The 13,123-nt window shown below is 41.5% G+C and carries 8 protein-coding genes; 1 reads left to right on the forward strand and 7 read right to left on the reverse strand.

Going from position 1 to position 13,123, the window contains the following annotated elements; all coding sequences use genetic code 11:
- Positions 1-121 precede the first annotated feature (121 nt).
- The 4 genes from L2B55_RS19060 to L2B55_RS11860 form a co-directional block, all read right to left on the reverse strand.
- Complete coding sequence (locus L2B55_RS19060) at positions 122-283, reverse strand: hypothetical protein (RefSeq protein ID WP_420854504.1); 162 nt, start codon at positions 281-283, stop codon at positions 122-124.
- Between the two features lie 71 nt (positions 284-354).
- Positions 355-2,046, reverse strand: coding sequence for a caspase family protein (locus L2B55_RS11850; protein ID WP_237845811.1), 1,692 nt, complete (start codon positions 2,044-2,046; stop codon positions 355-357).
- A gap of 14 nt (positions 2,047-2,060) precedes the next feature.
- Positions 2,061-4,898 carry a hypothetical protein gene (locus L2B55_RS11855; RefSeq protein ID WP_237845815.1) on the reverse strand — a complete coding sequence of 946 codons (2,838 nt, stop codon included), beginning with the start codon at positions 4,896-4,898 and terminating at the stop codon, positions 2,061-2,063.
- Entirely contained in the window at positions 4,883-7,270 is a 2,388-nt protein-coding gene (locus L2B55_RS11860; protein WP_237845817.1) for a hypothetical protein, read from the reverse strand. Before L2B55_RS11860 ends, L2B55_RS11855 begins: the two co-directional genes overlap by 16 nt.
- 359 nt (positions 7,271-7,629) lie before the next feature.
- On the opposite strand from L2B55_RS11860, the gene L2B55_RS11865 reads away from it, so the two are divergent.
- A complete protein-coding gene (locus L2B55_RS11865) occupies positions 7,630-8,583 on the forward strand; it encodes an integron integrase (protein ID WP_237845819.1) in 954 nt (317 codons plus the stop codon).
- A gap of 321 nt (positions 8,584-8,904) precedes the next feature.
- On the opposite strand, the gene L2B55_RS11870 is transcribed toward L2B55_RS11865, so the two are convergent.
- The 3 genes from L2B55_RS11870 to L2B55_RS11880 all read right to left on the reverse strand — a co-directional run bounded on the left by L2B55_RS11870 (position 8,905) and on the right by L2B55_RS11880 (position 13,056).
- A complete protein-coding gene (locus L2B55_RS11870; protein WP_237845823.1) occupies positions 8,905-9,945 on the reverse strand; it encodes a DUF932 domain-containing protein in 1,041 nt (346 codons plus the stop codon).
- A 1,333-nt stretch (positions 9,946-11,278) separates the two neighbouring features.
- Entirely contained in the window at positions 11,279-12,052 is a 774-nt protein-coding gene (locus tag L2B55_RS11875; RefSeq protein ID WP_237845825.1) for a hypothetical protein, read from the reverse strand.
- Positions 12,046-13,056, reverse strand: coding sequence for a hypothetical protein (locus tag L2B55_RS11880; protein ID WP_237845828.1), 1,011 nt, complete (start codon positions 13,054-13,056; stop codon positions 12,046-12,048). The genes L2B55_RS11875 and L2B55_RS11880 overlap by 7 nt, the downstream gene beginning before the upstream one ends.
- Positions 13,057-13,123: the final 67 nt, after the last annotated feature.

The following is a 13,123-nucleotide window of genomic DNA, read 5'->3' on the forward strand; positions in this document are numbered from 1 at the left end:
ACATAAATATCCAAAATTATAGTTATACAAAGGCAATTCTCCTCATTACAAGTTTTCACTACCCTTTATTTTCTTCATCAATTTCAAATACTTTTTTGTAGGCTTTCCTGCATAATGAGTTTTAAAATATGGTATAACCTTGGGTAGTCCACCTATCAAATTCGATTTTATAATCGGTAGCCGATAAGCCATGTCGGGAAACCCAGGGTTGAGCCGAAGCATGAATGCCAACAAAAAAAATCAACAGCAAAAACAGTAAATATTTTGGAACAAAATGGGGCATAATATTTTCATTTAATTGGTAAAAATGAATGAGGATAAGCAGCTCTTTCAACTGCCTATCCTTGCCTTTGGTTAGACCATTTCCACACTATAATCGGCTACTCCTGATTTAATGTACAGCAGGATTACCGATCCTGTTCCAGGTCGGAACAATCCCGAAGGGTTTAACTCATTCGTTGTTTGGAATTTCTTGATGGCTGCAATTGTTTTAGGCCCACAAATACCATCGATCAAAAGAGTGGAAGTACCGCCTTCGTTTTCATCTACCTGCTTCAGCAATTTCTGAATCACTTTTACATCGGCTCGCTGGTTTGTCCCATTTTTACCAACGGATTGTTCAATTTTATTACCTACTGTTTCTGTTGCTTCTTCTGAGCTGCTTTCACCGGTATATTCGCCAGAAACGCCGGGACCATTTGTGCTATTTCTATCCTCGGCAATAACCTGGAAGCTGGGAGCAGAAGAATAATCTTCGTCAGAAAAAGAGACCTTCCAACCGTTCCAGTTGTAATCAATTGTAGAGCCAATACGATAAAAAATTTGATCAGCATTTTTCATGGCATCCCAGGTGTAGGACTTCATGGTGTATGTATTGTCGGCTTCAAGTTCATAATTGTTTTGGGCATCGCTATAACTGGCATAAAAATTCTCAGCCGTCCGTTCTGATTCGTTGGCGGCATTGAAGAGTTTGTTATCCGTTGCAAACTCTACATAATACTGCGGATTTCCTGCCTTGTCGATATTAAAACAGGGCGGCAAATTACTGGAACACCAGGAGGCTGGCCCTACCATACAAGGTAAGGCAGATGATCCTCCACCTGAATTATTGTTGCTGCTGACGACCGCCAATACAGTAAAGGGTTTTTGTGCCTCAAAGGGAGATAAGTTGCTGCCCAGCGTCATATAATTTGGACTCTGGTCGGCCGGCATACCAGCAATTATAGTATCATAGAAATTCGGGTAATCACCAGTAAAGGCTCCATTTTGCCAAACAGTGAGCAGTCGGCCAGTGAAAATCCCATTGGAATCACCGTCACCGCTTAACTGGTTATCCTGACAACCAGAGATATAAATCAACGAAGCCAGGAACTCATCAGCTGCTTTGGCACTGCGGGTGAGAAGTTGGATATTCTGGTATAGCTCCCGTTTTAAAATATAGTTCTTAAGACTTGCACCTATTGGAATATTTTTGGGTTTTAATCCATCACTAATTGCGCGTAAAGTCCTTTTCTTCATTTGGCTATTGAATTGCAACAAGTCCGTTTCGCTAAAAGGAGTACGGACTCCTCTTTTACCTTCTCTCTTTTGATTCATGAAATTCATTAGCATCATTCGTACCATGGAGCCACTGTGACAACTGTCGGATAATACGAAGATGCGTACTCCTTCTGCAAAATGTTGCCAACAATTGTAGAGCTCGTTATCTATTAACTGGCGGTCATATAGAATCCAGGTTTCGTTGAGACCGTCTTCTTCTTCGCCTGTTTCATCGGGCACTTGCCCACCGTGACCAGAATAAGTGAGCAGAAAAATATCCCCGTTGCACAATTGAGAAGCCGCCGCTTCAATTTTTTGGAGAACATTCATTGCAGTGGCCTGGCCATCGATCAACTGATTAACGGTTGTAAATCCTGCCTGCTGGGCAATCACTTTCATCGAATTTGCATCGTTAATGCACCCGAATAATTCGGGGATGACATAGTCGGGATATTGGCTTGTATCTACATGATTCAAGCCGATGTGTAAGGAGATTCCTCTTGACATAAGATTGATTTTTATTAGTTATAAATTACAGTTGATTCGATAGTGATAATGTTTCCCTGGGTGGATAGATCCTGTGCCAAAAAAGGTTGGTCGAAGGCATCTATGGTTTGATCGTTACGGATAAGTTTTGTAACCCGGTAATCGACCACGCGCTCCATCAGGAAATGAGTGATAGGCATTTGGATGGCTACTTCCTGGTTTGTTTGAGTAATTGTGAGTTGCAGGGCATTTTCTGTTGTTGTATTATGGAGACGATAACTTATCTCTATAGCCGCTAGTCCTGCTTTCGCAAAATCTATGGTAGTAAGGAATATAACCTGGCATTGTACGTCCTCGATATAATTATTGATCTGTTCCAGGTCCACCTGCGGAGATTCCACTACGGTATAATTCGCCTGGAAACGTGTATATGACTTGTCCGGTATCGATCCTGACCATTCTCCAAACGGCGGGATCTCCGAAATCAGTTCAAGATCTTCAAACCCGCTACCATCCTGGAGGTAGGCTCTAATACCGGTAACCTGTAACCGACACTCGGTTTTGTTGCTGATGGATAATTGTCCCGGTGTGGCTAGCTTTATACAGACATGTCCATGTTCCCATTCTCCACCAATATTTTGCAGGCTAGGGAGCAACTGGGTGGAAAAGGTTTCTCCTGTTGCAAGAGTAGTGGTAAACACCCCGGTGATAGCATCATGTTTTAACATATCAAGCAAAATCAGGATCGAAGACAGGTCTGTGGTTATAGTGAGCCGAACATTCTTCCCAAAAGCCGTTGTTCGGGTAGCCGTATTTGTTAGTTGGTCCATTGATAGTTCCACATCTGTTGTGCCCGAAACTAATTCAGTCAGAAATTCAAGATTGGGCGGATATGGCGTGAGTTCGATAAGCGCGCTGTCTATCAATTCGCGTTCCTCGAGGCCTATGTCTGGCTGAAGAGTAGCATCCAGCACCCATTTACTGGTACCACCAACTACATCGATGGTGGAATAAAGCAAAATAGTCGGCCGATATTGTTCCTTTTCATTATTGGTGATCACCTGGCGACCGATAACATAACGGGTAGGCACCAAAAGAAAATCATTTGGCACGTTAGTAGAGCGATAAATTTTATACTTCGGAGTTGTGAGTTCTTCCAAAAGTGTGTATAGGGCAATCGGTGCCTCCCCCAATTTATATGCCTCTTTGCACCCGATAGCAGTGATCTCCAAGTCTTTTTCTTCCAGGTAGAACTGTCCGAAGCTGGCGCAGGGGAAACTAACAAAGATGGACACACTACGAATAAATGTTTGCAACTTATATTCTACATTAGGCTCAACCAGTTGGGCCAGTATTACCGGCTGCAAGGCAACTGCGGGTTGAAGAAGGTGCATATTCGCATGAATTTTGGAGGCGAGCATATGGCTGACTCCCCGCACTGGTTTGACATTAAGTGCCGCAACCGACTCGATCTTGGACCCAATTATATTGGTCAGTTGAAACAGTTTTGGCTCTACGGGGGAATATCCACGAAAGGATAGTTCGACTTTCAGGCTGAGCCCAGGGGCCGCGCCACTGTTCATTGCGATGGCTGCATAACAAAGACGGATCGCGGCATTCATCAATCGAAAAACTAACTTGGTTTGTCCACTGGCAGTTGTGGTGACATCACGGGTCGTCAGCTGTAGGATTTGGGATTGTGATTGCTGGTCAGCATAGGGAATCTCCAAAATATAATTCACCTGTTCAAAATGCAGGCTTTTCGTGCTTTTTCCGGGATATGTCGCTTCTGCACTCTGCAACAGTGCAGGAGTGATGGTAAAGTCCAGCGTTAAGGTCAGGTCTCCTTCCAGTACTGGTTTTCCATTCGTGTCGTTCAAACCGGTATTTCGAAAGTTGAACCGGAAAGGTGCATCACTTGCAGGTGTTTGCAGAGATGGAACAACCACTTGTATTTCGGGGAAAATCAACACTTCATCTGGCTGCTTGCGATTGATCCAGCAATCCTTAGATACCTCTGTAACAATAGGATATGATTTGATCTTTTCTTTTCCGTTTACGTTGATCTCCCAATTGTCGATCCGGTGTAATTTGGTCAGTGGATCAAAGGCCAATTGGGTAAGCAATTTATTCGACATTACGGGTAAGCCTTTTATGGGCAGGTTGGCAAAGGCCGCATTGATTATCTGTCCATTTTCAAGTTTGGCGACAAGAGTGTTATTAATATTACGTGTTTGCAGGTTGCCGGAAAACTTCCTTTGGATCTCACGGTAATTCCCATAAGCAGCATCAAAATATTTTTTACTGACGGTGTATTCCGCACCCAGCTGTAAAAAATCTTCTAATACGATTCGACTTTCGACCAGGAAATGCTTTCGCGTTGACGAATGATAAATAGAAGACGTTATATGTAACCAAAGTCTTGAAGGCTGCCCATTTGTTGCTAGCCATAACGCGCCAGCCGAGGTTGCATCCAGTTCGATGAGAAGAGTACACTTATGACCAGCAAACTCGGATTCTGTCAATACAAGGTTTTTTTCATTTGTTTCATGGATCAATTGTATCCGGGTAGAAGTTCGAATAATGGTGCTTATTTCCATCTCTTCCACAGACAGATTATCAAGTGCCAATGAACAATTAAATGTAGCGCGTTCGAGATAAGGCAACGGATCCGTTTCATCCGCCGGGTAACGGCCGTTAAAGAAGAAGGAAAATGCGTTGTTGCCAGGGGCCAGCATTGGGTAGATGCTAATAATTGCATTCTCTTTTTCGAGATAGGGTAACACTATCCCGTTGGGCAGGTGGAATTCTTTTTCCTGTATGTCATATGTTGGCATAACAACAACGCTTTTACGGGTTATACTTGTTTCCATCCATTATCAGTAGTAACAGAACGGGTGGACATTTTCCGGGAGAGTGGAACTTTACCGGATGGTGGCTGATGACCTGGCCCGTCTTCTTCCACAGTGTAACTGCCTTTGATAAGGACTGGTGGTTTTGTTTCGCCTGTGCCTCGATGACCCGAAGATGGACCTGCCGGTTGCTGACTTGTGATTTCCCTGGCCTTGGATTGGAAATCACGCTTGATCACTACACCTTCATCTTCTGTTGAAGGAACACTAACGGTTAAAGGTCCGTTGCCAATACTGCGCACCCATGGCCCTGTCCATTCCATGCCTTTCGTGAATAGACTGCCTTTTACGATCACACGTACCTGGTATTTGAAGAAAGACCGCACATTAATGTCTGATGTAAATACAGACCAAAACCTGGAGAAATCCTGGTCAGTATCCTTCCAGATAAATTTCTGTGGCGGGAATTTGGGGAGGTCATTGCCATCTTCATCCGTGGCTTGGAAAGTAACTTCCACAATCTGCTTATTGTTCTCCAATAACACATTAAGTCCCAGAGGTCCAACTCGAACACGACCGGCCTCATCCGCTCTCAGCTCAAGCGTCGTATCATTTACAAGGCTGCCATTTTCACCCGGATCGAGATTAATCTCATTATCTTCGATCTGCACACGCACATATGGATTGGCGATAGGATCGGGTGGTTCCATCATGTGTACTTTACGCTTGATGAAAGTTTTATCTGGCGTCCAGTTAGCAGGCGCGTTACTCACATCAGCAGCATTCTTTCGAGAAGTCTCAATTTTCCAGGTATCGGTGCTGGAGCCATTGCTTTCGAAAATATGACCCACCCAGTCGATCTCGCCAGCCGTGTTGGGATAACCTACCTGTACAGACATAAAAGAAACGGGTTCCCCGGCCCAGTTTTGCGACGGTTGCGGCCAGTTCACCACGGGCTTAATGATACGCGCCAGTTTCCTTGGCCAATCGTCCATATATACAGTAAGGAAATATTTTTTCTCGGCATCGGGATCTCTTTTCATTACATCAAAAGCGCCTTCCAGATTGGAAGAGATCACATGATCCTGAAGGTATGCGAGCTGCCTTTTCTCATGGTAGTTCAAATTCAGTTTAGTGCTATCACGGCGATATTTAAGTGCCACACCAACACCCCAGAGTCCAAATAAGCCACCTCCGCCACTGCTGGCTTCAGCCGCCGGCACATTCGGTGGTGGGGGATCGAAAATTATTCCTTTGGCTTGTTCCATGAATTTCTGCGAAATGAGATCCGTCTTCTTGTCAACATATTCCTGGATTTTGTCTGCACCCGGAATAGTGGGATCAATTTTCACATCCACTTCGATTGTCCCATTTATACGCATATTGTTGAATTCGGCTTTGATATCTGCGGAGAACCATAAGAAACGACCTTTAACGTTCGCAGAAAAATGATCGAACACCTTATCCCAGTTGCCCTTGATGGTGATCTCGATAATCGGCACCCAGAATTTAACCTTGAGGGCCTGGCAAACACGTACGGGGGTATATGCCATTTTGAAAGACTGGTATAAAATACTTGCCGGATAAACACCCATGAGCCCAGTGAATGCACTTTGTCCCATAGGATCGATGGATCCATTACCCTGCCCCTGCATGTTAAAATACCAGGGATCGAGATTACTACCATCTCGAGTGCTGCGTTTATCGAAAGCTCGGGTGCTAAATCCCCTTTCAGTGATGAAGCGAGGTACCGGTACAATTTCGTAGCGTACCTCGCGGTTAGGTGCAGCAGGGCCACCGGCAGGAGCTGGGGTAGTGGGGGCTGCCGGGGTTGCTGGCGCTGCGGGTGTCGGTGTAGCGGGCGTGGCCGGATTACCGGGAGTACCCGAATTAGCCAACACAGGCTGCACCACTGATCCATCTGCATTTGGCGACAAGTTTGAGATAGATGTGTAATTGGAAGTAATCACTGCTGGCCGGAATACCGGCTTAACATTGGAGCGAATACCCCAGAAATAATCTACCTTCCCCTGGTATAGATTAATAATCTCCTGCTGACCTTCTTCCAACACATGGTCAGGCGGAGCGGCAGTAGTGGTCACTGCCAGAACGCCTCCTGCAACTTCGCGACTTTCCCCTTCTTCCAGGCCTATATTGGCTTCACTGGTTTGTTTACCCGCAAAGCGGATCATCACAAACATTAGGTCGCCATCTTCTCTTCCATTCTTTCGAGCGATGTGTACGTAATTGGGCAGCCAGTAAAAAACAGGTGGCTTACCTTCATTTTGCAAGGCGTCATTGTTAACGTCAGGATAATAGATGAGTTCGTAGCCATCCTTTACAATAGGTTGGATGCCACCGGCCATTGTAGGGCCCAAAGCGGTTGTTGCCATAATAAAAATTTAATTAATGGTGAATAGGGGCAGGTCAAGGCAAATCCAGAGGCACTGTCTTATCTATGTCCTACCTGTTTGTGTGGCAGATTTATAATTTAATCAATAATCGGTTTACACGTTCAGTTTCCATAATTATTTACCTCACTTTCTTGATAGATTCATTAATAATTTGGAACATCAGGATTCTTGATTGAATAGGAATCAAACCGTAAATGTGTTCCAAATTTAACCCTATCATTTTAAAAACTAATGAAAAATTTTAGGCTTGATAATCCAACCTAAAGGAAGAAATAATTGATTAAACAACTTTTTTTCAGCAAATTAGAGTACAGCTAACTCAAAAAACATTCTATCATATGAACCTCCTTAATCAGGTGTGCGAAGCGATTCGCTTTCTTCACTTAAGTCAGAAAACTGAACGGGCCTATGTGGATTGGATTTACCGATATTCTGTTTTTCATAACAACCACCTTCCCCCAGAAATAAAGAAAGAGGACTTAAATACATTTCTGAATTTTTTGTCCAATGACCGAAAAATTAGTGCATCCACAAGGCATCAAGCCCGACAAGCTATTATTTTCTTATACCGGGAGGTATTTGAGAAACCTATTGTAGCAATTCAGGATAATGATAAAGTTAAGATCACTAAACAAGTGCCAGTAACCTTTACTCGTGTTGAAATTAAACACATTTTGGAAGTACTCAAAGACGAAGCTTGGCTTATGGTAACTCTTTTATACGGCTGTGGACTTCGACTAAGTGAATGTCTTAACTTACGCCTTAAAGATATAGACATTGAAAAAATGCAGCTCCACATAAGTCATGAGAGTAAATATGCTATGCGAAGCCTTCCTTTGCCTCAAATTCTTCAACAACCTTTAACACTCCGGATTAATTGGATTAAAATTCAGCATCAGCAGCGGTTACAGGATGGATTTTGTGGAGCATCATTACCTAAAATGCTAGCAATAAAACATCCTTCCGCACCTTTTGATTTGGATTGGCAATATATTTTCCCATCCGACCATCATTTAAAAGAACAAAGATTACATCACCGACATGAAAGTTTTCTCCATAAGGCCGTTAAAAAAGCTCTAATCAAAGCAAAAATTGATAAACCTGCCTCCTGTCATACCTTTCGACATTCCTTTGCTGCTCATTTGGTAGAAGCAGGACATGATATTCATGTGGTGCAAAAATTATTAGGACATAGCGATGTGCGAACAACCATTATTTATAAAAACTTTACCCCTAATATTGAACTGATAAAAAGTCCATTAGATGAATTACAAGCTAAAACAAAAGATTAAAATCGATAATCAGACTCAAATGGATAATTCGGGGATGTGAATGATCAATGCAAAGTAAATGACAATAAAACATACATGAATTAGGAATTCACCAACGGCCATGAAAATTGTTACTACCTAAAACACTTCTCATGGACGCGTTGTAGAATTTTCTCTTCAAATCGAACGTTGCTGCGGCTTGGACGTTCACCAAAAGACGGTTGTAGCAACCGTCAAGGGTATTGGTATTATCCCTTAAAAACTTAAAGATTTTGAAAAAATCTGGTGACGGTCAAAGAACTTTGGAGAAGGGTAGAAGCTTAATCCTCCTCCTATTTCAGATCAATTTAAAGACAATACCACCCTTCCATGTTTTGCAAAATCATTACAAAGTTTAAAGGCCGCCTTCGCTCGCAGCTGCCCAGTTCCGCCAAGCAACAATGACTTAACTTTAGCTTCCTGGTTAGCATAGGTGCGCACATTTTGGAAGTAACCCGTAACAGCATTGTAGGCGCCAAATACTGTTCCCTTCGTCGTGGTCGTTAATTGAGCTGGACTGCTCATGGCGTACTCAAAAGCATGGTCACACCTATTTTTAAAACAGGTTGATAATTCCTCGCTGTTCCCTTTTTGCAAATTGGCCAATACTTCATTATTGGGGACCAAGGCCAGTTTGATAAGCTCTTTCATCTCTTTGTCGGAAATATGTATTGTTGACCAATGATTGAAAATAGTTTCCAGTTCAATACTCAGTTTATTGGAAATACCCAAGACTTTATGAGCCAGTTCCAACCGTTCTTTAGCACCTGATGTATGACGGATTTTAACAGAATTGCTGATGTTTTTAAGGGCCGCATTAAGTGTATTTTGACAGCAAATACGAATTGGAGTAAAGGCAGCGGTAATGCTGCCGCTACCATCATGCGAAGTCGTAAGGAAAAGGTATTTTTCTATTAAATCATCCTTGCCAACTTTGATATAGTCTGGCAATTTTGCCGTAATGAAAATACGTTCTCCTTTACCCAAGGCACCGGCAGTTTCATACATGATACCATCGCCGTCCACTATGCTGTCAAAGAATGAAAAAGCATCGGTGTTTTGTACAATCTGGTAATCCTTGCCTACTACGCCTAAAACAGCATTATTATCTGTTCGCAAAGTAGCGTAATACTCCGGCACATAGATGTCTGACTCGTTATTGGATTTAGGTCTGGTAAACAAAGGACTTTTTATCACCTTATAATCCAAGCCGGCGAACTGTAATGCCTCGCTGCTTGTCAGATAGTCCAAAACAATTGTACCCAGTCCATGCCATGCTTTTTGCCCAACGGAAAAGAAACTGTGTTGATTTGTGCTTTCATTGAAATTGATGTTGTGAGCCATTTTGTGTAAATTTTAGAGTGAATACTTTATTTATTAGCTATATTTTATTTGTCTAAAAATCTTATTTTAAAGAAAAAACGAAAAAAAGAAAGCTTAAAACGGGTGGCCGAATACAAGCAAAAAGAAATCGGAAAAAGTGTCGCAGGCTGGCTTGTAGTCGTTTTTCAAAAGCAGGAATGATTTTCCAGCTATTATACCGAAGTTTATTCGCTGCTTAAAATAAACTGAACAATTGGCCACTTTTGTTCGCACCAAGAAACATTCAAAAGCCTTAGCCTCCGAAAACAGATTGTTGAGTTTCCAATAAATGTTCATAGGACAATGAAAGCATGATGCTGTCTCAACCAGCTCAATGTAACTAGACGCTCTCTTTCCAGAAACAAAATCAAAAGAACTGGCCTTGATTCCAAAACGAAGTTGTAACTCTCTTTCCTTTTGTGTAAAATTAGCCTAGAGCGAACCCCTTTTTGATAAAATAAACATTATACAGTTTGTCGCCTGCGGTAAGTAATAATTGGTGCTTTGTGTAGTGTTTTTCAATAACGAATTGTCTTAGCTGCTGCTTGTATGCAGCTGATAAAGGGGTAATGGCGAACAGAGATTTAAACAATAATTCCATAGTAGTAGATCAATTACAGGCTAAATGATTTAGCTCTATTTTAGACAGAATTATTAAAGCTAATACACTATAAATTATGAATCAAGCACAAAGGAATTTGTTGACAAATATCAATTCCATTGAATTACTTAGCTGATGTAAGCTTCCCCGTTTTTTGGAATTAACTGTCAACTTGTGCGTCCATTCTTGTAGAGGCTGGGAGTCATGCCTTCTCCCTTAACAAATGCGATTGGTCAGTGAGACTTGCTTTTTCATGACTCCTTTTGAGTTGTTGCAAGTATTAAAACACATGAAGATGCTGGTCATACGCTTGGTAAATGGAAAATACATTTTAAATTTCGATTCCGAAGTGCATTAGAAAAACACGCTTACTTGGTTTCAGCGTTCGCTTGAGAGGCTTGCAAGAGTGTATCATATTTCTATTATGATACTTGTAGGGCAATGGTCACTTGCTTCTGTATGCTCTGGGCCAATAGTTGGAAATCTGTCGCCAGTATATTGCTTGCATTTTGTCGTAAGTCCCATTACGAAATATTTCTGTCCCAATTACATTTATTGAATTATGGGGTAGAATGTAGTCTAAGCGACTGACTTCTTTCCTGATAATGTGTCCATGTATCATCTACAAAATGGTCTTTCAGTAGTCCATCATTGATTAAACTGTTTACTGAATCGTCACTTGGGCTTCTATGTTAGGCTTTTGATTACTGTGCATCACTGTCCATTGGCCTTAAATGACTTTTTAAATTGCTCGAATACGTTGTTTGGATTTATGTTAACCATCCCCATTTCTTTAAAGATTGCTTTATCAGGTAAATCACCTGAAGTCAACTCGGCAAATTGATTAATATGTGATTGAATTGTTTCAGGTAAATCAAATGCTGATTCAGGAGTCAGCATAACTGTTAATCGAAACACATCGGCTTTGTGCTTTTTCAGCTGTTTTACACCTTCTTTACTTCCGTTTTCAATTCTTTCTTTGATTTCCAAAAATGCTTTTGCCTTTAAGCATATCAAAGCTTCAATACTCGCGTGATGTAAACCATCTTCAACCTTACTATGCTCAATAATATAATTGTAGTAATCATCGTTTAGAAGGATGGCCGACAGGCTTGAAAGGTCATCATCCACCGGAATAGGTGTGAGGTGTGCCTCTCCTTCCAAAACAATTACATCGGGTGTTCTTGAAAACAGTTCTATTTGATGAGGGAAGTCTGTATTCTCTGGTTTTATGAAACGGAAGTATTCTCTTTCGTCATTGCTCTTTTCCCGTTGCTGATACTTGCCGTCATTGATGAATTGCCAAAACTGCTTTACAAATTCGGTACTTAATGCTTCCACTACTAAAATTATGTCAATATCCTTGGTGGCTCTTGGAACAAAACCTGCTTCATCAATAATAATGTCGCAGGCAGTACCGCCAATAATCATGTAGTTATCGGGGAATTGATCGAAGTATTTTTTAAAAATATCTAATCCTCTTACCATATAAATTTTTCTATAATTTGGTCTAATGCCATTTCAATCCGTTCATCTCTGCTGTCTTTCACACTCAGATAAAGGGAAAGCGGATCAACTAAAGCTAATTTGTTGGGCAGCTCGCCCACCAACATCAACGGGTTGTACTTCCAGATTTCAAGGGCATATTTTCCTTCATATTCATTCGGATTAACCAATGTATTTCTTTTCTGTAAACTGTAAAAGACTGTTTTCTCAATGGCGTAGTATTGCTGTTTGCTTGGGTTCAGGTCTGTATATTCGGGCAGGGCAGACGCATTACTTTGCAGCAGAAATAAGTCCTTTGGTTTTTCATCCACAAATACGGTTTTGATTACCGGATTCACCAGCAGATTTTGCTGCTGTGCTAAGTTCCACAATTCATGTCTGTCGTATCGGAAACTGATATACTTTTCTTTTTCACCATGCACTTCTACCAATTCATGATATTTCAAATTATCAATGGCGTTGGTAATAGCCATAGGTGTATAGCCTAAATTCTGAGCAATTTCTTTAAATGGATGTTCTTCCAGTTTCCACTTATTGTGTCGCTGGATGATGTGGTAAATCAGGAGAAACTGGGCAGATGGCAGCAGGGTTTCATTTTTTTGTTTCGTTTTTGGATGGGTGTAGCTTTCTCTTAAATCCAACAACAGGTCTGGCAAGTACAGTTGTTTGCCAGGCACAATAAAGTTAATACCTTTTTCAATTAATCGTTTGCGGTTGTATGCTTGTACGTTTTCCAGCACCACCACAACTTTCTGATTTAGCAGGTTTTTAATTTGCTTAACCTGTTTTTCGGTTTGCTGAATACTAAGTTCTTCTTCGTTTTTCAATTCAGCCAGGATGATTTCCATATTGAAAAAATCGGTTCTATACAGTTTGTAGTTTTCATTTATATATATGGGCAGCTTATCCATATAGCTTTTTGGTATTTGGCTTGCAGTTATCTGTAAGCCCAGCGTTTCCTGTATATATCCTAATGTTTTCTTCATCCTATGGTTGATATTAAACCCGTTTTTGCTTGATAAAGCTATTGACTTTATTGTGCAAATATAGGTT

The organism is Solitalea lacus (assembly GCF_022014595.1).
In the GTDB taxonomy this organism is placed as follows: domain Bacteria; phylum Bacteroidota; class Bacteroidia; order Sphingobacteriales; family Sphingobacteriaceae; genus Solitalea; species Solitalea lacus.

What these genes read in the sequence shown, in the direction of transcription:
- L2B55_RS19060 (WP_420854504.1), bottom strand. Translation starts at nt 283, where the DNA reads ATGCCCCATTTTGTTCCAAAATATTTACTGTTTTTGCTGTTGATTTTT.
- L2B55_RS11850 (WP_237845811.1), bottom strand. Translation starts at nt 2,046, where the DNA reads ATGTCAAGAGGAATCTCCTTACACATCGGCTTGAATCATGTAGATACA.
- L2B55_RS11855 (WP_237845815.1), bottom strand. Translation starts at nt 4,898, where the DNA reads ATGGAAACAAGTATAACCCGTAAAAGCGTTGTTGTTATGCCAACATAT.
- L2B55_RS11860 (WP_237845817.1), bottom strand. Translation starts at nt 7,270, where the DNA reads ATGGCAACAACCGCTTTGGGCCCTACAATGGCCGGTGGCATCCAACCT.
- L2B55_RS11865 (WP_237845819.1), top strand. Translation starts at nt 7,630, where the DNA reads ATGAACCTCCTTAATCAGGTGTGCGAAGCGATTCGCTTTCTTCACTTA.
- L2B55_RS11870 (WP_237845823.1), bottom strand. Translation starts at nt 9,945, where the DNA reads ATGGCTCACAACATCAATTTCAATGAAAGCACAAATCAACACAGTTTC.
- L2B55_RS11875 (WP_237845825.1), bottom strand. Translation starts at nt 12,052, where the DNA reads ATGGTAAGAGGATTAGATATTTTTAAAAAATACTTCGATCAATTCCCC.
- L2B55_RS11880 (WP_237845828.1), bottom strand. Translation starts at nt 13,056, where the DNA reads ATGAAGAAAACATTAGGATATATACAGGAAACGCTGGGCTTACAGATA.